A 21414-nucleotide genomic window follows, 5' to 3' on the forward strand; every position below is an offset into this window, starting at 1 on the left:
AGGAAATGCTATGACTGACTTTTTACCTCGTACCCGTCTTACGCTCTGCGCAACATTGGTCCTGAGCGGCCTGATTGCCGGATGCAGCGATAGCGACTCAACGCCGGATGTCGGTATTGATCGTTCCGCCGCGCCACAAAATCTTAAAGTGCCGACGTTGGCTTATGATGACAGCAGCGTGGTACTTGCCTGGGAAAAACCGACCAAACCAGCCGCTGGCATTAAGGATTACCGTGTCTACATGAATGGAACCTTGCTGGGCGGAACCATTGATAACCAGAACACCCATTCGCCGGCCAAGCCGTATATCGATAACTTCTACAATTCGATCGATACTGATAACTGGCATGTCCGCGTCAGCTTCCATAATTTCAAGGTGGCTAATCTGTCACCGGAAACGGAATACCGTTTCACGGTGCGTGCGCTTTATGACGACGGCAAAGAATCCGTTGATAGTGAAACCGTCGTGCAGAAAACGACGGCGACGCCAGCTTCACTGAATGTGACCAACTATGGTGCGAAAGGGGATGGCGTAACCAACGACACGGTGGCGATTCAGAAGGCGATTGATGACTGTACGCCAGCCGCGTATCCGAAAGGATGTAAGGTCGTGGTTGAGGGGGGAACGTTTAAAACCGGCGCGCTGTTCCTGCACAGTGATATGACGTTTGAAGTCGCGAAAGGTGCCATATTGCTGGGATCGGCAAACGGTGATGATTACCCGCTCGCTCGCGGCTACTATCTCTACCCTTACAGCTCACCTAAGTTGCCGAAGCGTCCGCCTTCTCTGATTAACATATTGGAAGCGGACGATCAGGGCAGTAGCCATGCAGGCACTTTTAAAAATATTCGTATCGTCGGGCAGGGGACAATTGATGGTAACGGCTGGACGCGTGGCATTAAAGCGGGTGATACAAACGTTATTGAAATTGATGAATTAAAAAATGAGTTGCCACTCTACCGTGCAAGCAAAGCCGCCAATGTTGGTAGTGACGGTATTCTGGCAAAAGATCAAACGGCAAAAGCTGTTGCTGACGGAATGCCGCTGGATGAGGCGTACAAAAACCGGCGATCCAGCCTGATGACGCTGCGCGGCGTAAGCAACATGTATTTGGAAGGGTTGACGATTCTGAACCCGGCTTACCACGGTGTGATGGTGCTGGAATCCGAGAATGTGGCCATGAATGCGTTGGTACATACGACGTATGATGCCAATAATGCGGATGGTATTGAATTCGGCAACAGCCAGAACGTCATGGTATTCAATAACTTTTTTGACACAGGTGATGACAGCGTAAACTTTGCGGCGGGATACGGTGCCGAAGTCACTACGCTCGGGCAAAAAGCGCAGAGCGGTGCCTGGATCTTCAATAACTACTTCCGCCGTGGGCATGGTGCGGTGGTCACGGGTAGCCATACCGGTGCCTGGATTGAAAAAATTGTTGCTGAAGATAACGTAATGAATAAGACGGATGTTGGCCTGCGCATGAAGAGTCGCCCCTATTATGGTGGCGGCTCGCGTGACGTGGTATTCCGTAATAACGCGATGCGTGATATTGTCAACGAGCCGTTTGTGTTCACGATTAAATATAAAGCGGACGTGAACGATACCCAGCCTGCCGCTGAGCCCGCACAGTTCCGTGATGTGACCGTTTCCAACGTCACGGTTGATGGTACAGCGAAGAAAAACAGCATCCTGGTCGATGGGATGACCGTGGCTGAAATGGCTGATGCGTATAAGTTCTCTTTTGGACGCGATGCCTATCACCAAGGCTTGCATTTTGAGAATGTAAAATTCAAAAATGTAAAAGCGACGGACATTACGTTCCTGAAGAACAGTGAATTTAAAAATGTCATTTTTGAGAATGTACCGGGAGCCTGGAATTTCGGTCATATTGAAAACATCAGGCTCGAAGACCGTGTAAATAAGGATGCCGCGCTGACGACCAGCGGTGATGAAACCATCACCCGGGAAGCCGCAACGGAATAAGGCATTTTCCCCACGCCAATCGGCGTGGGGAGTATTATGGATGATTATCTATGGCACGATTGCAAGCTTTCAAAGATCCGTCTTTTCATTCGTTGGTTGCCACTTTTCGGTCACTGCCAGCTCCGCTGATCCGACGTATTGTGTTGGGGCTGATTTTGCTGCTGATTTGTCAGCAGTTGGCTGTATTGACCTGGCGCTTTCTCCTACCCGAAGACTCACGCATTGTTGGCGTGTCGGTCACGCCTGCCCAGGCGAAAGAAAAGCCCGCAACGCCGGGTGATTTTACCTTATTCGGCCATGCCCCCGATGCAGATGCGTCTGCGGTTAACGACGCTGCATTATCCGGCGATATTCCGCTAACCTCGTTAAATATCAGCCTGACTGGGGTGTTGGCGAGTGGAGACGCCAAGCGTTCGATTGCCATTATCGCTAAAGATAGTCAGCAATACAGTCGCAATGTCGGCGATGCCATTCCGGGCTATGAAGCCAAAATTGTGACTATCTCTGCCGATCGTGTCGTGCTCCAGTATCAGGGGCGCTATGAGGCATTGCATTTGTATCAGGAAGAAAACACTGCCGACACGCCACAGTCTTCTGGCGCATTGAGTCAGGTGAAAGAAAAGATACAAAAAGATCCCTTCACGGCACAGGACTACCTCACTATTTCTCCTGTCACGGAAGAAGAAGTACTGAAAGGATATCAGTTAAACCCCGGCAAAAATCCCGATCTTTTTTACCGCGCAGGCTTGCAGGATAACGATCTCGCCGTGTCATTAAACGGCATGGATTTACGCGATGCGGATCAGGCACAGCAGGCGATGGCGCAGCTGGCAGGGATGAGCAAATTTAATTTGACCGTCGAGCGTGATGGTCAACAGCAGAATATATATCTGGCATTGGATGGAGACCACTAATTTGTTTAGCAAGGGACAGGGATTTTTTAAGCGTCAGGTTTTTTCGAAGAACAAAAACCAATGGCTTGGTCAACTACGCCGCAAGAGTATGTTGTTGCTCAGCGGGAGCGTTTTGTTGATGGCGTCATCATTGGCGTGGAGCGCCGAATTTTCCGCCAGTTTTAAGGGCACGGATATTCAGGAGTTTATTAATACCGTCAGCAAGAATTTGAATAAGACGGTCATTATCGATCCGTCGGTCAGCGGAACGATTACCGTACGCAGCTATGACATGATGAATGAAGAACAGTATTACCAGTTCTTCCTAAGCGTGCTGGATGTTTATGGATTCACCGTGATTCCGATGGATAACAACGTCCTGAAAATTATTCGCTCGAAGGATGCGAAATCGACGTCGATGCCGCTGGCGACGGATGAACAGCCGGGCATTGGCGATGAGGTGGTGACGCGCGTCGTGCCAGTCAACAACGTCGCTGCCCGTGATTTGGCACCGCTGCTGCGTCAGTTGAATGACAACGCCGGAGCTGGGAGCGTGGTACATTACGAACCGTCGAACGTGCTGCTGATGACTGGGCGCGCGGGTGTGATCAAGCGGCTGATGACGATTGTCGAACGGGTTGATCAGACCGGTGACCGGAATGTGACCAGCGTGCCGCTGTCTTACGCTTCTTCCACGGAAGTGGTGAAGATGGTGAATGAACTGAACAAGATGGATGAAAAATCTGCCTTGCCAGGTATGCTGACCGCTAATGTGGTGGCTGATGAACGAACCAACTCGGTGCTAGTGCGCGGAGAGCCGAATTCACGCCAGCGCGTGATTGATATGATCAAGCAGCTCGATCGCCAGCAGGCAGTGCAGGGCAATACCAAAGTCATCTATCTCAAATACGCCAAGGCTACCGATCTGGTCGAAGTGCTCACGGGCGTAGGCGACAGTATCCAAACCGACCAACAAAACGCGCTGCCCGCGCTGCGCAAAGACATCTCGATTAAAGCACACGAACAAACCAACTCGCTGATTGTGAATGCGGCACCTGACATCATGCGTGACTTGGAACAGGTGATTGCACAACTGGATATCCGTCGTCCGCAGGTATTGGTCGAAGCGATCATCGCGGAAGTACAAGATGCCGATGGGATGAATCTCGGCGTACAGTGGGCCAATAAAAATGCAGGGGTAACACAGTTCACCAATACAGGATTACCGATCACGACAATGATGGCGGGAGCGGACCAGTTTCGGCGTGATGGAACGCTTGGCACGGCAGCGACGAGTGCACTTGGCAGCTTCAACGGCATTGCCGCGGGCTTCTATCAGGGCAATTGGGGCATGCTGATGACGGCGCTGTCCAGCAATAGCAAGAACGATATTCTGGCGACGCCCAGTATTGTGACGCTGGATAATATGGAAGCGACGTTTAATGTCGGTCAGGAAGTGCCCGTATTGGCGGGTTCGCAGACGACATCCGGTGACAACGTTTTCCAAACGGTAGAGCGTAAAACGGTCGGTATCAAGCTGAAGGTGAAGCCGCAAATCAACGAAGGTGACTCCGTCTTGCTGGAAATCGAGCAGGAAGTCTCCAGCGTGGCAGATTCTGCCTCCAGCAGCAGCGCCGAATTAGGCGCAACATTCAATACACGTACTGTCAATAACGCAGTTCTGGTCAGTAGTGGTGAAACCGTCGTGGTGGGTGGGTTATTGGATAAAAGTACGCGTGAGTCCTCAAGTAAAGTCCCCCTGTTGGGCGATATTCCCATTTTGGGATACTTGTTCCGTTCTAATAGTCAGGAAACGTCAAAGCGTAACCTGATGCTGTTTATCCGTCCTTCTATTATCCGCGATCGTAGCCAATACCAGAGTGCCTCTGCCAGTAAGTATCACTCATTTAACGCTGAAGAAGAGAAGCAGCGAAACGTGAGTAACGGTGAGGGAGGTCTTCTGGATAATGACTTGCTGCGCTTGCCGGAAGGTGGGAACGCCTATACGTTCCGTCAGGTGCAGTCCTCTATTGTAGCGTTCTATCCGGCGGACGGGAAATGAGCGACATTGCCTCCCAGATGATAGAACTACGCCCCATATTGCCTTTCGCCTATGCGCGATCGCAGCAAATTTTGCTGTTGCAGGGGGAAAATGAGGCGAACCTTCAGACTATTTGTGTCTCACAGACGCTGCCAGCCGCTTTGCTGGAAGCGCGTCGAATTGCGGGCTGCTCGCTCAGGATCGAGCGAGTCACGGATGAAGAATTTGAGCGGCAGTTAGTCATTAGCTATCAGCGTGACTCGGAAGAAGCGCGCCGTATGATGGAGGACATCGGTAATGAGATGGACTTCTATACGCTGGTGGAAGAATTGCCAGATAGCGACGATCTGCTCGATGCCGATGACGACGCGCCGATTATCCGCCTCATCAACGCGATGTTGACCGAAGCGATTAAGAATAAAGCGTCGGATATTCATATCGAAACCTATGAGCGCTATTTGCTGATCCGTTTCCGTGTTGACGGTGTACTGCGTGAGATCTTGCGTCCACAGCGTAAGCTGGCTTCGCTGCTGGTATCGCGTATCAAAGTCATGGCAAAGCTGGATATTGCGGAAAAACGTATCCCACAGGATGGGCGCATGGCGCTGCGAGTGGGGGGACGGGCGATTGACGTGCGTGTGTCCACATTGCCGTCGAACTACGGTGAGCGCGTTGTGCTGCGTTTGCTGGATAAAAACAGCGTTAAGCTCGATCTTGAATTGTTGGGCATGTCGGAACGCAATCGACAGTTGCTGGACGGCCTGATCCATCGCCCACATGGCATTATTCTGGTAACCGGCCCGACGGGGTCGGGGAAGAGTACCACGCTTTACGCCGCGCTCAGTCGCCTGAATGCCTCGGAACGTAACATCATGACGGTGGAAGATCCCATCGAGTATGAACTGGAGGGCATCGGGCAAACGCAGGTCAACACCAAGGTGGATATGACGTTTGCCCGCGGGCTGCGTGCCATTCTGCGTCAGGATCCGGATGTCGTGCTGGTGGGGGAAATTCGTGATGGTGAAACGGCGCAGATTGCCGTGCAGGCCTCGCTGACCGGTCACCTTGTGTTATCCACACTGCATACCAATAGTGCGCTGGGCGCACTGTCCCGTTTGCAGGATATGGGCGTCGAGCCTTTCCTGCTGTCAACTTCTCTGCTGGGCGTACTCGCGCAGCGTCTGGTCAGGACGCTGTGTTCTGACTGTAGCCAGCCACAGCTGGTCGATCCGGTTCAGGCTGAACAGATGGGGATCGCGCTCGGTACGCTGCTGCATAACCCCGTTGGCTGTCCGCAGTGTAGCTTTACCGGCTACCGAGGACGTATCGGCATTCATGAGCTGGTGCTGATTAATGACGACGTCCGTGCCGCGATCCACCGCAGTGACGGTGAAATGGCGATTGCGCAGATTCTGGGGGGAAGTCGAACCACCATCCGTCAGGATGGGCTGGATAAGGTACTGGCGGGGCTCACGACCTGGGAAGAAGTGATCCGCGTAACCAAAGAGGAATGATATGGCACAGTACCACTATCAGGCGCTGGATGCGCAGGGGAAAAAATGCCGTGGCACTCAGGAGGCCGATTCTGCCAGACAGGCGCGTCAGCTATTACGGGAGCGCGGGCTGGTGCCGCTGTCGGTTGATGAAAACCGAGGCGACCAGCAGAAATCCAGTTCTACAGGACTCTCCCTGCGCCGCAAAATTCGGCTCAGCACCTCAGATTTGGCGCTATTGACTCGCCAGTTGGCTACGCTGGTGGCGGCGTCGTTGCCGCTGGAAGAAGCGCTGGATGCGGTGGCAAAACAGAGCGAAAAGCCACAGCTGAGCCAGTTGATGGCGGCGGTACGCAGCAAGGTCATGGAAGGGCACTCGCTGGCCGATGCCATGAAATGCTTCCCCGGCAGCTTTGAACGGCTGTACTGCGCGATGGTCGCCGCAGGCGAGACGTCTGGTCACCTTGATGCCGTGTTGAACCGATTAGCGGACTACACCGAGCAGCGCCAGCAGATGCGCAGCCGCATTCAGCAGGCGATGATTTACCCTTGCGTATTAACCGTGGTCGCGATTGCCGTGGTCAGCATTTTGCTGTCTGTCGTGGTGCCGAAAGTCGTCGAGCAATTTATTCATATGAAGCAAGCGCTGCCGCTTTCAACCCGCGTGTTGATGGGGATGAGTGATGCCGTGCGCACGTTTGGGCCGTGGATGCTGCTGGCATTGCTGGCGGGATTTATGGCGTTTCGCGTGATGCTGCGACAGGAAAAGCGGCGCGTCAGTTTTCATCGACGCCTGCTGCATTTACCGCTGATCGGACGCATAGCGCGTGGCTTGAATACGGCTCGTTACGCGCGGACGCTCAGTATTCTTAACGCCAGTGCGGTGCCGCTGTTACAGGCGATGCGCATTAGCGGCGATGTCATGAGCAATGACTATGCCCGCTATCGGCTCTCTCTGGCGACGGATGCGGTACGAGAGGGCGTTAGCCTGCACAAAGCGCTGGAACAGACGGCGCTCTTCCCTCCAATGATGCGCCATATGATCGCCAGCGGTGAACGCAGCGGCGAGCTGGACAGCATGCTGGAACGGGCGGCGGATAATCAGGATCGGGAATTTAGTTCGCAGATGACGCTGGCGCTGGGGCTATTTGAGCCTCTACTGGTGGTCAGCATGGCGGCGGTGGTGTTGTTTATCGTACTCGCGATTTTACAACCGATTCTGCAACTGAATACGTTAATGAGTTCGTAAGAGAACCAACAATTGAATGAGGAAAAGTAAGGATGCAACAGTCTCAGCGTGGTTATGGTCAGAGCGGTTATCGTCAGCGTGGTTTTACCCTGTTGGAAATTATGGTGGTCATCGTCATTCTCGGCGTACTGGCGAGTCTGGTGGTGCCTAATCTGATGGGGAATAAGGAAAAGGCGGATCGACAAAAAGCCGTCAGCGATATTGTGTCTCTGGAAAGTGCACTCGACATGTACAAGCTGGATAACAACCGCTATCCGTCCACAGAGCAGGGGCTGAAGGCGCTGGTGACGAAGCCGACGGTACAGCCGGAACCGCGTAACTACCCAGCCGATGGCTATATTCGCCGCCTGCCGCAGGATCCGTGGGGCACGGACTATCAACTGCTGAACCCCGGCCAGCACGGCAAACTGGATATCTTCTCTCTGGGGCCAGATGGCATGCCGGGAACGGAAGATGATATCGGCAACTGGAATCTTGATAAAAAATAAAGACATGTGGCGATATGCCAGTCTTTATAGATGATGCTGGCTGTTGTGGATGACAGCGGTGGATGATTGCTGTGGGTAGTTGCTATCGATGGCGGCGGGAAAAGGACGGCAAAAGCGCAATGAAGCGGTTAACGAGGAAGCAGCAGGGGTTCACCCTGCTGGAAATGATGCTAGTCGTGTTACTGGCGGGCATCGCGGCTAGCATGGTCGTCATGGCGTTTCCTCCCGAGCGCCAGAATGACAGCGCCTGGCAGTTGGCTCGTTTTCAGGCGCAACTGGAGTTTGCCGCTGAAAGCAGTCAGGTTAATGAATACATGTTGGGTGTTCGTATCCATCCCGATCGCTGGCAGTTTTATCAACTCCAGCGACCCGCTGCATCGGAAGGGACGCCGATCCCAAGCGGCGATCGCTGGCAGGGTTACAAGTGGCAGCCGTGGCAACCGCATCGGGTGAGCGCATCGGCATCGCTGCCCGAGGCATTACGACTTGAGTTACTGCAAGCCGATGGGAAAAAAGTGGATAAAACGCAGAGTGGTGACGATCCCGATATCCTGATTTTGCCCGGTGGCGAAATCACGCCTTTCCGTCTGCTCGTCAAGTCTGAAAACAAAGCGCTCTCGAATTGGCTCCAGGTGGATAGTAACGGACGGTTTGTGACGTCGATGAGTCAGGGTAAGAAACGATGAGACGACAGAAAGGGATGACGTTGGTGGAGGTGCTGGTCGCGCTGAGTGTTTTTGCGTTGGCGGGCATTGCCGTTTTACAAACGACAGCCAGACAGGCAAGCAGCCTGAGCCGACTGGAAGAGAAGACATTTGCAGGCTGGGTGGCGGAAAACCAGCAGGTTCAACTGCGGCTGGAACAGCGTTGGCCGGAAGCGTCGTGGGTGAAAGGAGAAACGCAGTTCGCCGGCCAGCGCTGGCATTGGCGCTGGCAAGGCGTAGAGACTGGCGACCCTCAAACTAAAGCGCTGGATGTGGAAGTGCGACGTAATAAAGATGCTTTTGCCGCTGATGCTTCTCTGCGCACCTATGTGGTGAAGCAATAATGTTTAGTAAAACAAGGATGTGTAGCCAAACAAGAAGCGCACAAGAGCACGAGCGACAGAAAAGCCAGCAGGGATTTACGCTGCTGGAAATGATTCTGGCGATCGCTATTTTTGCGGCGCTGAGCCTCAGTGCGTTTCAGGTGCTGAATGGTGTGATGCGTAATGATGAAATTTCACAACGTAAGGCCGAGCGTCTGGCCGAAATACAGCGCGCATTTTCACAAATGGACAACGATTTCTCCCAGATGATCGCACGCGGCAGCAGAGGAAGTACCTCGATGTTTTACGCCGGTCGCGATCAGTTAAAAAGTGATGACTGGGGCGTCAGCTTTATGCGCAATGGCTGGCAGAACCCGTTTGGTATTCTGCCGCGCTCTGAACTTCAGCCTGTGGCCTATCGGCTGCGGGAACACACGCTGGAACGGTTAACGCACGTGACTCCCGACCCAATTGAAGGGCTCGATCCCGGCGTAAAACCGCTTCTCACGCAGGTCGACGGCTTCCGCCTGCGCTTTTTCAGCAATAAAACCTGGCGCGATCGCTGGGACAACAGTACGCAATTGCCACAAGGGATTGAAGTGGTGCTGACCTTAAGGGATTACGGAGAAATGTCGCGTATATTTTTGATTACCACCGGACCGGTTAAATGAGGTCGCGTCAGCGCGGCGCAGCGCTGTTGGTGGTGCTTCTGATTCTGGCATTAATGGTGACGATTGCCGCAGTGATTACGGAACGCACGGGTAAAGCGTTTTTGCGCACCGAAAGTCACTTGAGCCGCCAGCAGGCGAAGTGGTACGCATTAGGGGCGGAAACGCTAAGCGGGCAGATACTACAGCGTGATGCGCGGAATATGCCGGGGCGCACGTTTGTCGGACAGAACTGGTCGCAGCCGGGGCAGCGTTTCCCGGTGGATGGCGGGGAGATCACTGGCCAGATTAGCGATGCGCGTACCTGTTTTAATGTGAATGCGATCAATCAAGGCGTGGATAACGAAAGCACGCTGGTGAAGACGCCTTATCCGGCGCAGGTTTTCCGTTTGCTATTGAAAAATCTGGGTGAGGAAACGGATCGTGCAGAAAAAATTACTGCGGCGGTGCGTGACTGGATTGATGCAGATAACTATCCGTCGGCGAACGGTGCGGAAGACGACGTCTATGCTGCGCTGCCAGTGCCTTATCGTACCGCTAATCAGAGAATGAGTGAAATCAGCGAATTACGTGCAGTGTATGGCATCGACAGCGATCTCTATCGTCGGCTATTGCCTTATGTTTGTGCGCTGCCGGTGGATGCGATGTCCATTAATATCAACACGCTAACCGAATTTGATGCCCCGCTGTTATCCGCTGTGTTCCTGAACGAAATGACAATGTCGCAGGCAAAAGCATTGGTACAGCAGCGGCCACGTATGGGGTGGGCAAGTATTGAAGTTCTGCAACAAACTGGGCTATTGCCCCCGAATAGTAAAAATACCGCGCAGCGAGTGCTGGCAGTAAAAAGTGAATGGTTCTTTGTAAAACTCCAGGTGCGTGTCGGCGACAGTGATTTCCATCAACGTAGCTTGCTTCATCTGAGTGGACAAAAGATAGAGGTCGTGCAGCGGCAATATGGAGGATATAGGACGGTGAATCCATGAAAATAGCGGGAAAATGGAAGCGAAAAGCCGCAAAAACCCCATTAAATCGAGGAACGATCGCTCGGCATCCGTGCCTCATTGTTCGTCTTCCGGTAGAAGAACAGGGAGAGATCGAATGGCAGGTGCGTTCATACAATGGGGAAAGTTTACTGAGTCAGGGGCGCGGTAGCATAGAGCAGGTTCGTCAGGCACTGGCAGCCTATCCGTCCGTGGCATTTACCCGCGTTCTGGTTCCGGCCACTGACGTAACGTTTTATACCCTGACGTTGCCCCGACAGGCGCGGCGTCAACTGACGCAAGTTGTGCCGTTTATGCTGGAAGACCAACTGGCGACGGAAATTGAAAAGCTGCATTTTGCCGTGCTGGAAATTCATGGCGACGACGGCACGGTTGCCGTGGTGGAAAAAAACCGGATGCAGCGTTGGCTGGCACAGTGCGATGCGCTGGAGCTCAGCGTCGATATGTTATTGCCCGATGCCCGCGTATTGCCGAAACATCAAGATGGCTGGAGTGCGTTGCAGCATGATGACATGTGGCTGTTTCGCCAGCCGACGGGTCATGCCATGGCGGCGGAGTCCTCTTGGTGCGGTGATCTGCTGAAAGCCTCTATGCCGCTGCCTGCGATATACAGCTACAGCGCGTCATCGGTTGGCGGTGAGCTAGCGCAATACGAATGGCAGGAAGAGGGCGAGTGGAAGGTACAGCCGGAAACAGATCTCTTCACGCTGGCGGCAACGGCGCAGCTACCTGCTTCGGCCGATCTGCGGCAAGGCGATTATGCGCCGGAGAAAGCCTGGCAAAACACCCTGCTGCCGTGGCGTGGCGTCGGGATCGCGTTTGCCTGTTACCTCTTGCTGGTTGTGGCGGATGCTGGCTGGGCGCACTACCAGCTTTATCAACAGTCTGAGCATTGGCGGCAGGAAAGCGTGCGCACCTATCAGCAGATTTTCCCTTCCGAAACGAATGTCGTTAACCCGCGCGCGCAGATGCAGCAGCACCTGCAACGTACGGCAGCCGGAGGCGCAGGGAAAGCGCTGCTGGATCAATTGAACCCCTTACAGCAGCTCATGACACAGAATAGCGCGATCAAAATTCAGTCGCTGTCTTACGACGGCGCTGCGGGCGAATTCCGGCTGGCGTTGCAGGGCACGTCATATCAGGAACTCGAGCAGTTTCAGCAGCAGGCTGCCGCTTATTATCAGGTACAGGCGGGAGAGATGCGGCAGGAAAACGATCGGGTTGAAGGCCGGTTAACATTAAGGAGCCAGCAATGAATGAATTACGGCAACGCTGGCAGGCGATGAGCCCGCGTGAGCGCCAGCTTATGGTGGTGTGTGCGGCGGTGCTTCTGCTCTGTGTGGTGTATTACGCTATCCTCCAGCCGTGGCAGGAGCGGGAAGATCTGTGGGAGCGCACCATTTCCCGCGAGCAGCAGACCGTCAACTGGATGCAGAAGCAAGCTTCATTGATTCCGCAGGGAAATCAGGCGCCGGGGGACAATAGTCAGCGAGACGTCAGTCTGCCGATTTTGATTTCACAAAGTACCAAGCGTTACGGACTAAACGTTGTGCGTTTGCAGCCACAGGGCAGCCAGGCATCGGTGACGCTGGGGCAAAGTGATTTTAATAGTCTGCTGCGTTGGCTTGGCGAATTGGAACAGAAAAACGGCGTGAAAGTGATGTCGCTGGATGTGAATGCCGTCGAGCAAAGCCCCGGAATGGTGGATGTCACCAGACTGATGCTGGAACGGGCGGATGAAGCTTAAGTCCGGTATCGGCGCAGGTATCGCTCTGGTTCTGGCCTATGGGCTGTTCCTTGCGTGCTATGCGCCTGCCCGTCTGCTTACGGCTGTGCCGCTGCCCGCAGGAATGGTGGTCGCAGAGGCCGCCGGAACGTTATGGCAGGGGAGCCTGCAACGGTTTAGCTGGCGCGCGTTAATGCTGGACGATGTGCACTGGAACATCACGTTCTCGGATTTTATGCCCGCGCTGGAAATTGCGTTTAAAAACCCAGAAGGCATTGCAGGCCGTGGGATCATTCGCGGTTGGCAGCAGCCGCAGTTTTATCAATGGCAGCTTTCTGTACCGGCGGGCTATTTATTCAGCCATATGCGTTTTATTGTGCCAATCGGGGCAGAAGGAAACGTACAGCTCAATCTACAAGAGGCGACGGTGGACCGTTCGGGCTGCCAATCGCTGGATGCCAACGTAACCTGGCCGGGTGCACGGGTGAAAACGCCGCTGGGTGGACTGGTACTCGCTACGCCTCAGGCCACGTTACGCTGCCAGCAAGGCGCGCTAGAAGCGAGCCTGCGGCAGACCTCCTCACATCTGCAATTGTCTGGCAAAGGCAGCATCACCCCGAAAGGCGAATATCGTTTTACGGGGCAGCTTAGCAGCGGAAATGACTTACCCGCGACGATGAAAAAACTGCTGGCAACCACCGGTAAAGCCGATGAACAGGGTGCCAGAACGCTGAATTTTCAGGGGCGCTTGCTGTAATAGCGGTCAGCGCTGTCGGTGCCGCGTAGTCGAGCGCAAAAATAAACCGCTCATTCATACCGTTTCTTTATCAACAATCAGGGACTAACGTGGACGATTTAAGGGAATTCGCACAGCTGTTTCCGGCGTGGTGGTTTGGGGCGCTGGGCGTGTTGGGGTTGATTGTTGGCAGTTTTCTGAACGTGGTGATTTACCGCTTGCCGATTATGCTGGAGCGTCGCTGGCGGCAGGACATCGAGCTTGAAACGGGCGTGGCCGATTCCGATCCTGATACGCGCTACAACCTGTGGTGGCCGCCTTCGTCTTGCCCGCACTGCCAGCAGGCTATTGCGGTAAAAGATAATATCCCGCTATTCAGCTGGCTGTGGCTGCGCGGCCGCTCCCGCTGCTGCCATCAATCGGTCTCTGTGCAATATCCGTTAGTGGAAGTCATCACCATGCTGGCTTTTCTGGCGGCAGGTTTGCTCTGGTTGCCCGGTATGGCGCTGTGGGGGGCGTTGATCCTGCTGTCCTTCCTGTTGGTGCTGACCGTTATTGATATAAAAACGCTGCTGCTGCCGGATGTGCTTACGCTGTCGCTTCTGTGGATGGGGTTGCTGTTTAATCTGTCGGGGACATTTGTCTCATTGAATGATGCCGTAGTCGGCGCGATGGCCGGTTATTTATCTCTGTGGCTACTTTATTGGGCATTCAAATACGCAACGGGCAAAGAAGCGCTGGGGTACGGTGATTTTAAGTTGCTGGCTGCGCTGGGGGCTTGGCTTGGCTGGCAGGCATTGCCCAATCTGGTTTTGGTGGCGGCGCTGAGTGGGCTGGTCGTGACTCTCATCTGGCGCGGGTTGCGTAAAGAGGATACGGCTAAACCGCTGGCCTTTGGCCCCTGGCTGGCAATCGGCGGGGTGTTCGGCGTGATAATGAACGGATTCAATCTGTAGAGAATGGCAAAGGCAATACGAATTATCGGCTGAATAACCGTCGGCTGAACATAGATCGGCAGGCATAAAAATAGGCTGAGGGTATAAATACCATCAGCCTTTTTTATCTTTATCTGTGTGTGCCCTTCAATGGATAAATCTTTGCCGGGCAAATGACAGGTTATTCTACCATCAGCATAAAGGTACTCACCCAAACGACTAAACAGAATGAGATACCCATAAAAAAATACTTCACCGATTTATTCTCCAGCAGAAACCACGCCAGCAACGATCCCGATTGTGCGTTTTATTATGGAAGGAAATAATTACGCTGCCGGTGATGTCACCGAAGGGTAATCTTTCCCGTTGTCATCACCAGAGTCACACCAGTTATGACGGGATCGGCGCTAAATCTACGCCCAGTGAGGGGGGGAATTCAAGGGGTCCAGAAACTATATTTTCAAAATAGCATTAAAAAGCGTTGAGCCGTTTCAGAGGCTAAAAAAAACGGGGAGATACGAGTAAAAATAGCCCCTCAATCTCCCCGATTATTGACGCTGTTATCGTCGGTTTTGCGCCTGCTGGATAGGCTTTCATTTTTAGGCCGTAGGCCTAATCCCGCCACCCCATCGCGGGCGCGACATGTTTCAGGATTGATTCGATCACATGCGCATTGTAATCCACGCCCAGCTGGTTCGGCACCGTTAGTAATAGCGTATCCGCTTCAGCAATCGCTTCATCCTGTTTTAACTGTTCGATGAGCGCGTCCGGCTCGGCGGCATAGCTGCGGCCGAAAATCGCGCGCGTGTTTTCATCCAGAAAACCTACCTTGTCACTATCGTTACTGCTTCCGCCGAAATAGGCGCGATCGCGGTGATCCATCAATGCAAAAATACTACGGCTGACGGAGACGCGTGGTGCGCGCGTATGACCCGCCTCAGCCCAAGCGGCACGATAGGCACGAATTTGCTGTGCCTGTTGGATATGAAAAGGTTCGCCCGTTTCATCATCTTTTAACGTGGAGCTTTGCAGGTTCATGCCTAGCTTCGCTGCCCATACTGCCGTGGCATTCGATCCGGCACCCCACCAGATTCGTTCACGTAACCCATCTGAATAAGGCTCCAGACGCAAAAGTCCCGGTGGATTCGGGAACATGGGCTGTGGATTCGGTTTTGCAAAGCCTTCGCCACGCAGCACATCCAACAGCACTTCGGTATGACGCCGCGCCATGTCTGCTTCCGATTCCCCTTCTGTCGGCTGGTAGCCAAAGTAGCGCCAGCCATCGATCACCTGTTCTGGCGAGCCACGGCTGATGCCGAGCTGCAAGCGTCCGCCAGCGATCAGATCGGCGGCGCCGGCATTTTCAGCCATGTGCAGCGGATTTTCATAGCGCATGTCGATGACGCCGGTGCCAATCTCAATGCTTTTGGTTTTTGCCCCAATCGCGGCTAGCAGCGGGAAAGGTGACCCCAACTGGCGGGCAAAGTGGTGCACTCTGAAATAGGCGCCGTCAGCACCCAGCTCTTCAGCGGCAACGGCAAGGTCGATAGATTGCAGTAATGCGTCAGCCGCTGAACGTGTGCCAGACTGCTGTGACGGTGACCAGTGGCCGAATGATAAAAAGCCGATTTTCTTCATAGGGTATTTATCCTTATATTCAGGCAAAAATTTAGTACATTCGCCCTGTACAGCAAAGTGCTACAGATTCAGTAATAGAATCACTCTACGTGATTAATACTGAGAATAAATATGATTTTTTTAACGTAATAATTCAGTTTATCTGACTAATCGTTCGCAGAATAAATATCCGGTTGAGCTGGTGATTTTTTGATTTTCTCTCGTAATAAACCGTCTGTTATTTAGGTAAAAGCACTACCCACGCTTATCTACCCCAAAATCGGTATCCAAATATTATTATGAGCGAGATCAGTATTTTCTTTGTCGCTAACGCTGTATCATTTTATATATAGCGAAAATCAGGATACCAACATGATAAAGAAATTTGGCTACACGCTGTGGATTGCCGGGCTGTTTTTAGTGTTTTCCAATGCCTGGGCGGCGCGTCAGGTGACCGACCAACTCGGGCGCAATGTAACGATTCCCGACCACGTTAATCGCGTGGTGGTGTTGCAGCATCAAACCTTAAATCTGCTGGTGCAATTGGATGCACAAGAGAGCGTCGTGGGGGTGCTTTCCAGTTGGAAGAAACAGTTGGGCGAGCATTATGTGCGGCTGGCTCCGCGTCTGGTGGATTTGCCAATGCCGGGCGATCTCACGCAGGTCAATATTGAAAGCCTGCTGAAGCTGTCGCCGCAGGTGGTTTTTGTCGCTAACTATGCGCCGCCGGAAATGATTGCGCAGATTGAGCGGACAGGCATTCCGGTCGTGGCGATCTCGCTGCGTCAGGATCAGCCGGGAGAAGCCGACAAAATCAATCCTACGATGAGTGATGAAAACACGGCGTATAACGAAGGGCTTAAGGCAGGGATTCGGCTGATTGGTGACGTCGTTGAGCGTCAAAAACAGGCGGAAGCGCTGATCGACTATACATTTACGCAGCGGCAAAACGTGAGTGCGCGTCTGGAGTCGATTCCAGAAGAAAAGCGAATCCGCGTGTATATGGCTAACCCAGACCTGACAACCTACGGTTCAGGGAAATATACCGGTCTGATGATGTCACACGCAGGGGCGCTGAATGTGGCGGCAGCTTCGATAAAAGGCTTTAGACAGGTATCGATTGAAAATGTGCTTGCCTGGAACCCACAGGTGATTTTCGTGCAGGATCGCTACCCGGATGTTGTGACGCAGATCGTCAACGATCCGGCCTGGCAGGCGATTGATGCGGTGAAACAGCATCGCGTGTATCTGATGCCGGAATACGCCAAAGCCTGGGGTTACCCGATGCCGGAAGCGTTAGCGATTGGTGAACTGTGGATGGCGAAAAAGCTATACCCTGAACGCTTCGCCGATATCGATATGCAAAAAGCGGCCGATGCGTATTACCAACGCTTTTACCGTATGGACTATCGTGCGGATGCCTCTGCGGCACAATGAGTTATCGCACCTACCGGATCACGCTGCTGACGGTGGTGGTGTCCACGCTGTTAATTGCCGTGTGCTCATTGGGGATAGGGCGTTTTAGCTTATCCCCGTGGCGCATCATCCAGATCCTTATCGAGCCGCTGTCTGGCAACGATCTGCTGTTCGGAAAAGCCCCCTTGCTTGGCGATATTGAACGGCAAGTGGTGTGGAGTGTGCGCTTACCCCGCGTGTTATTAGCCTGGTGTGCGGGCGCGGCGCTGGCGCTGAGCGGGGCTACGCTGCAAGGCGTTTTCCGTAACCCGCTGGTCGATCCGCATATCATCGGTGTTTCTGCTGGCGCGGCCTTCGGCGGCACGTTGGCGATTCTATTAAGCTGGACGCCGCTGCTTTTGCTGCTGTCTGCGTTTACGTTCGGCATGCTGGCGCTCTTGCTGATTTTCATGATGGCTGCCGCATTTGGTAAACAGAACGTGCTGATCCTGATTCTGGCGGGCGTCATCCTCAGTGGCTTCTTCGGTGCGTTGGTCAGCCTGATGCAATATCTGGCGGATACCGAAGAGAAGTTGCCGAGTATCGTTTTCTGGCTGTTGGGCAGCTTTGCTACCGCACACTGGAACTCGCTGATGACCATGGCGGTGCCGCTAGGCCTTGCAGGCGGACTACTGCTGCGGCTGCGTTGGCACATCAACGTGTTGTCGATGGGTGAGCAGGACGCGCGTGCGCTGGGTGTCGCTGTACAGCCCTTGCGCTGGCTGATTTTGAGTTTGTGTGCTGCGATAGTCGCCGCTCAGGTGGCGGTCAGCGGCAGTATTGGCTGGATTGGGTTGGTGATTCCTCATGTCGCACGCATGCTGGTGGGGGCCGATCATCGTCGCCTGCTGCCAGTGTCGCTGTGGTTGGGTGGGGGATTTATGGTGCTGGTGGACGATCTGGCGCGCAATCTCACTGAGGCGGAGATTCCGCTGGGCATTCTGACCGCGCTACTTGGCGCACCGCTTTTTGCCGTGCTGTTGTATAAAACACAGCGACAGGGTAGAGGACGCTAGCATGCCGACCATCAGGCTATCAACGAAAGAACTGGTGTACGGCTACCCGCGGGGACAGGGCTTTTTTTCACCGCTGAATTTGCGCTGTCAGGAAGGGGAAATTACGGCGATTCTGGGCGCGAACGGCAGAGGGAAAACGACGCTTTTGAATACGCTGATGGGGCATTTGTCGCCGCTTTCCGGGACGATCCAGCGCGATGGACACATTGGCTTTGTGCCGCAGATATTTACGCCGCCGTTTTCTTATAGCGTTCTGGATATAGTGCTGATGGGGCGTGCGGCGCGTGTCCGGCTGTTCGCCATGCCTTCTGCGCATGACATCACCGTGGCTCAGAATGCACTGACCATGCTGGGAATCGCATCCCTTGCTGAATGTGAATTTAGTGCGTTGTCCGGCGGGCAGCGACAGCTCGTGCTAATCGCGCGTGCGTTGGCCTCGGAGTGTCAGGTGTTGATTCTGGACGAACCGACGGCGGCGCTTGATGTGCAAAACCAGGCGCAGGTGCTGCGGTTATTGAAGCATCTGGCTAAAACGCAGCACTTGAGCATTCTTCTGACCACGCACGATCCCTCTCACGCGCTGGCCATTGCCGATCGAGCGCTGCTTCTGATGGATAATCAGCACTATCTTTATGGCCTCTGTGATGAGGTTGTGACGGAGGATAACCTGTCGCGGTTATACGGCATTCCGATGCGGCAGGTCTGCGTGGACATCGCGCCGCAGCCGTATTATGCGCTGATACCGATATTGACTATGACGGAGCCACTATGACCGATCCCCTTCGCCTGTATGCGGCTGGCAGCCTGCGCCTTGCATTTGCTCCGCTGCTGGCGACGTTCAGCGAACGTTATGCGATAGACGTGATGCCGACTTTCGGCCCGGCGGGGCTGCTGAGTGAAAAAATGATGCACGGCGATGTGGTGGATATTTTCGCCTCGGCGAATTGCGCGCACCCTTTACGCTTGAAAGCGCTGGGACTGGCGGAGGAAACCACCGTATTTACGCGCAACCACCTGTGTATTGTGATGCGTAACGTACCGGAACTGACCACGCAATCCTGGCTGATGGCGCTGCGCGACCCGCGTTTTGTGCTGTCAACCTCAACGCCCGGCAGCGATCCCGGTGGGGATTATGCATTTCAATTCTTTGATCGCATCGAACGTCTGCATCGGGGATGGGGAAATCAACTGCGCGACAAAGCGAAACCGCTGGTGGGTGGAGCGCTTGACCATGCCATCCCAGCAGGTATGACGGCGGGAAGTTACCTGATTCGGACCGGGCAGAGCGATATGCACGTTGGCTACGCCAGCTATCTTCCGTTACTGCTCAATCAACCGGATCTGCATGTGGTTCATTTACCCGATCCCTATCGTATTGATGCCGAGTACATGCTGGCTGTTATGAAGCCTGCCCGGCGTGAAGCGCGGCTGCTGGCAAACTATCTTTTATCACCTGAAGGACAAGGCTTTCTGGTGAGCAAAGGATTTGCCTCGCTGTTTTAGTCGCAGAACGGGAGGTAAATCGGTCAATGATGACGAACTCTGCTATGATTGCGGCATATCTGCGCCGCTTTTTAGCACGGCGTCACCTTCCGTTATCTCGTCCTTGGTAGAGTAATCACTGTGAGTACAACCTCTTTTTCTTCCCTCGCGCTGCCCGCAGAGCAGTTATCTAATCTTAATGAACTGGGCTATACCGACATGACGCCAGTCCAGGCGGCAACGTTGCCAGCCGTTCTGAGCGGTGCAGACGTGCGGGCCAAGGCGAAAACCGGTAGCGGCAAAACGGCGGCATTTGGCATTGGGCTGCTGGATCGCATTGTCGTGAGCGACTTTACCACGCAGGCGCTGGTGCTGTGCCCGACGCGTGAGCTGGCCGATCAGGTCAGCAAAGAGCTGCGTCGTCTGGCGCGTTTTGCACAAAACATTAAAATTCTGACACTGTGCGGCGGCCAACCGATGGGTCAGCAGCTCGATTCGCTGGTTCACGCCCCGCATATTGTCGTCGGGACGCCGGGACGTATTCAGGACCATTTACGCAAGCAGTCGCTGTCTCTGGATAGCCTGAAAGTGCTGGTGCTGGACGAAGCGGATCGCATGCTGGACATGGGCTTTACTGATGCGATTGATGATGTGATTTCCTACACGCCGTCCGATCGTCAAACCCTGTTATTTTCCGCTACCTATCCGGAAGAGATCGAACAGATCAGCGCACGCGTTCAGCGTCAACCGCAACGTTTCGAGGTTGCAGACGGTGTAGAAGAGTCGGCTATTGAACAACGTTTCTATGAGACAACGAAAGATCAGCGCCTGCCGCTGTTGATTGCCATTTTGGGCCATTATCAGCCTGCGTCCTGCGTGGTGTTCTGTAACACGAAGCGTGATTGCCAGAGCGTATTTGACGCGCTGGACATGCGTGGGATTAGCGTATCCGCGCTGCATGGCGATCTGGAGCAGCGCGATCGCGATCAGGTTCTGGTGCGTTTTGCTAACCGTAGTTGCCGTGTCCTGGTGGCAACCGACGTTGCGGCTCGCGGCCTCGATATCAAAGAGCTGGAGCTGGTGGTGAATTTTGAGCTGGCTTTCGACCCTGAAGTTCACGTTCACCGCATTGGCAGAACGGGCCGCGCGGGTACGAAGGGTCTGGCGGTGAGTCTGTGTACACCACAGGAAATGAACCGAGCTAATCTGATTGAAGATTATCTCGGTATGCGCATTAAATGGACACCGTCGGATGAGATTAGCCGCAGTGGCGAGGTTGCGCTCGAACCTGAGATGATGACGCTGTGCATTGATGGTGGCAGAAAAGCCAAAATCCGTCCCGGCGATATCCTCGGTGCGTTAACCGGCGATGCAGGGTTAACGGCAGCGGAAGTGGGGAAAATTGATATGTTTCCGATGCATGCCTATGTGGCAATCCGTAAAGCCAGCGCCAAACGTGCGTTGCAGCAGCTCCAGAAAGGTAAAATCAAAGGAAAAAGCTGCAAGGCCAGATTGTTAAAGTAATCGGTGCCTGATATATCAGGCTGGGTAGGATGACAAACGCGAGCAAAGCCATAGGAACGATGTGTTCTAT

Annotated in this window: 21 protein-coding genes; 19 read left to right on the forward strand and 2 right to left on the reverse strand. The window is 53.8% G+C overall.

Going from position 1 to position 21414, the window contains the following annotated elements:
- Positions 1–10 precede the first annotated feature (10 nt).
- The 14 genes from K7X24_RS20140 (at position 11) to K7X24_RS20205 (ending at position 14271) form a co-directional block, all read left to right on the forward strand.
- Complete coding sequence (locus K7X24_RS20140) at positions 11–1990, forward strand: glycosyl hydrolase family 28 protein (protein WP_224558069.1); 1980 nt, start codon at positions 11–13, stop codon at positions 1988–1990.
- Positions 1991–2040: 50 nt separating this feature from the next.
- Positions 2041–2904: a type II secretion system protein GspC gene (gene gspC / locus K7X24_RS20145; protein ID WP_224558070.1), complete on the forward strand. Its 864-nt coding sequence runs from the start codon at positions 2041–2043 to the stop codon at positions 2902–2904.
- A 118-nt stretch (positions 2905–3022) separates the two neighbouring features.
- Positions 3023–4945, forward strand: coding sequence for a type II secretion system secretin GspD (gspD, locus tag K7X24_RS20150; RefSeq protein WP_052012069.1), 1923 nt, complete (start codon positions 3023–3025; stop codon positions 4943–4945).
- Positions 4942–6438, forward strand: coding sequence for a type II secretion system ATPase GspE (gene gspE, locus K7X24_RS20155; RefSeq protein WP_224558071.1), 1497 nt, complete (start codon positions 4942–4944; stop codon positions 6436–6438). The genes gspD and gspE overlap by 4 nt, the downstream gene beginning before the upstream one ends.
- A 1-nt stretch (position 6439) precedes the next feature.
- Positions 6440–7666: a type II secretion system inner membrane protein GspF gene (gene gspF, locus K7X24_RS20160; RefSeq protein WP_224558072.1), complete on the forward strand. Its 1227-nt coding sequence runs from the start codon at positions 6440–6442 to the stop codon at positions 7664–7666.
- 32 nt (positions 7667–7698) lie between these two features.
- Positions 7699–8154: a type II secretion system major pseudopilin GspG gene (gspG, locus tag K7X24_RS20165; protein WP_103862236.1), complete on the forward strand. Its 456-nt coding sequence runs from the start codon at positions 7699–7701 to the stop codon at positions 8152–8154.
- A gap of 119 nt (positions 8155–8273) precedes the next feature.
- The gene (gene gspH, locus K7X24_RS20170; RefSeq protein ID WP_224558073.1) at positions 8274–8840 is read left to right on the forward strand and encodes a type II secretion system minor pseudopilin GspH; all 567 of its coding nucleotides are present in this window, start codon (positions 8274–8276) and stop codon (positions 8838–8840) included.
- Complete coding sequence (gspI, locus tag K7X24_RS20175; protein WP_044208462.1) at positions 8837–9202, forward strand: type II secretion system minor pseudopilin GspI; 366 nt, start codon at positions 8837–8839, stop codon at positions 9200–9202. Before gspH ends, gspI begins: the two co-directional genes overlap by 4 nt.
- Positions 9202–9852: a type II secretion system minor pseudopilin GspJ gene (gene gspJ, locus K7X24_RS20180; RefSeq protein WP_224558074.1), complete on the forward strand. Its 651-nt coding sequence runs from the start codon at positions 9202–9204 to the stop codon at positions 9850–9852. Before gspI ends, gspJ begins: the two co-directional genes overlap by 1 nt.
- The gene (gene gspK, locus K7X24_RS20185; RefSeq protein WP_224558075.1) at positions 9849–10835 is read left to right on the forward strand and encodes a type II secretion system minor pseudopilin GspK; all 987 of its coding nucleotides are present in this window, start codon (positions 9849–9851) and stop codon (positions 10833–10835) included. Before gspJ ends, gspK begins: the two co-directional genes overlap by 4 nt.
- Positions 10832–12109 carry a type II secretion system protein GspL gene (gene gspL / locus K7X24_RS20190; protein ID WP_224558076.1) on the forward strand — a complete coding sequence of 426 codons (1278 nt, stop codon included), beginning with the start codon at positions 10832–10834 and terminating at the stop codon, positions 12107–12109. Before gspK ends, gspL begins: the two co-directional genes overlap by 4 nt.
- Entirely contained in the window at positions 12106–12600 is a 495-nt protein-coding gene (gene gspM, locus K7X24_RS20195) for a type II secretion system protein GspM (RefSeq protein ID WP_103862232.1), read from the forward strand. Before gspL ends, gspM begins: the two co-directional genes overlap by 4 nt.
- Entirely contained in the window at positions 12590–13336 is a 747-nt protein-coding gene (locus K7X24_RS20200) for a type II secretion system protein N (protein ID WP_224558077.1), read from the forward strand. The genes gspM and K7X24_RS20200 overlap by 11 nt, the downstream gene beginning before the upstream one ends.
- Positions 13337–13425: 89 nt before the next feature.
- Complete coding sequence (locus K7X24_RS20205) at positions 13426–14271, forward strand: prepilin peptidase (RefSeq protein ID WP_010302946.1); 846 nt, start codon at positions 13426–13428, stop codon at positions 14269–14271.
- 160 nt (positions 14272–14431) lie between these two features.
- Here the strand turns inward: K7X24_RS20205 and ypdK are convergent, their stop codons facing one another.
- A complete protein-coding gene (ypdK, locus tag K7X24_RS22115) occupies positions 14432–14506 on the reverse strand; it encodes a membrane protein YpdK (protein WP_099606229.1) in 75 nt (24 codons plus the stop codon).
- A gap of 356 nt (positions 14507–14862) precedes the next feature.
- Positions 14863–15888, reverse strand: coding sequence for an LLM class flavin-dependent oxidoreductase (locus K7X24_RS20215; protein WP_224558078.1), 1026 nt, complete (start codon positions 15886–15888; stop codon positions 14863–14865).
- A 351-nt stretch (positions 15889–16239) separates the two neighbouring features.
- On the opposite strand from K7X24_RS20215, the gene K7X24_RS20220 reads away from it, so the two are divergent.
- The 5 genes from K7X24_RS20220 (at position 16240) to dbpA (ending at position 21344) form a co-directional block, all read left to right on the forward strand.
- Positions 16240–17304: an ABC transporter substrate-binding protein gene (locus K7X24_RS20220; RefSeq protein WP_224558079.1), complete on the forward strand. Its 1065-nt coding sequence runs from the start codon at positions 16240–16242 to the stop codon at positions 17302–17304.
- On the forward strand, positions 17301–18338 hold the full coding sequence (locus K7X24_RS20225; RefSeq protein WP_224558080.1) for a FecCD family ABC transporter permease: 1038 nt from the start codon (positions 17301–17303) through the stop codon (positions 18336–18338). The genes K7X24_RS20220 and K7X24_RS20225 overlap by 4 nt, the downstream gene beginning before the upstream one ends.
- Before the next feature lies 1 nt (position 18339).
- Positions 18340–19110, forward strand: a complete 771-nt coding sequence (locus K7X24_RS20230; protein WP_224558081.1) for an ABC transporter ATP-binding protein — start codon at positions 18340–18342, stop codon at positions 19108–19110.
- Positions 19107–19841, forward strand: a complete 735-nt coding sequence (locus tag K7X24_RS20235; protein ID WP_224558082.1) for a molybdate ABC transporter substrate-binding protein — start codon at positions 19107–19109, stop codon at positions 19839–19841. The genes K7X24_RS20230 and K7X24_RS20235 overlap by 4 nt, the downstream gene beginning before the upstream one ends.
- A gap of 120 nt (positions 19842–19961) precedes the next feature.
- Positions 19962–21344, forward strand: coding sequence for an ATP-dependent RNA helicase DbpA (dbpA, locus tag K7X24_RS20240; protein ID WP_103160341.1), 1383 nt, complete (start codon positions 19962–19964; stop codon positions 21342–21344).
- The last annotated feature ends 70 nt before the right edge of the window (positions 21345–21414 follow it).

Source organism: Pectobacterium versatile, assembly GCF_020166435.1.
GTDB classification, from domain to species: Bacteria; Pseudomonadota; Gammaproteobacteria; order Enterobacterales; family Enterobacteriaceae; genus Pectobacterium; species Pectobacterium versatile.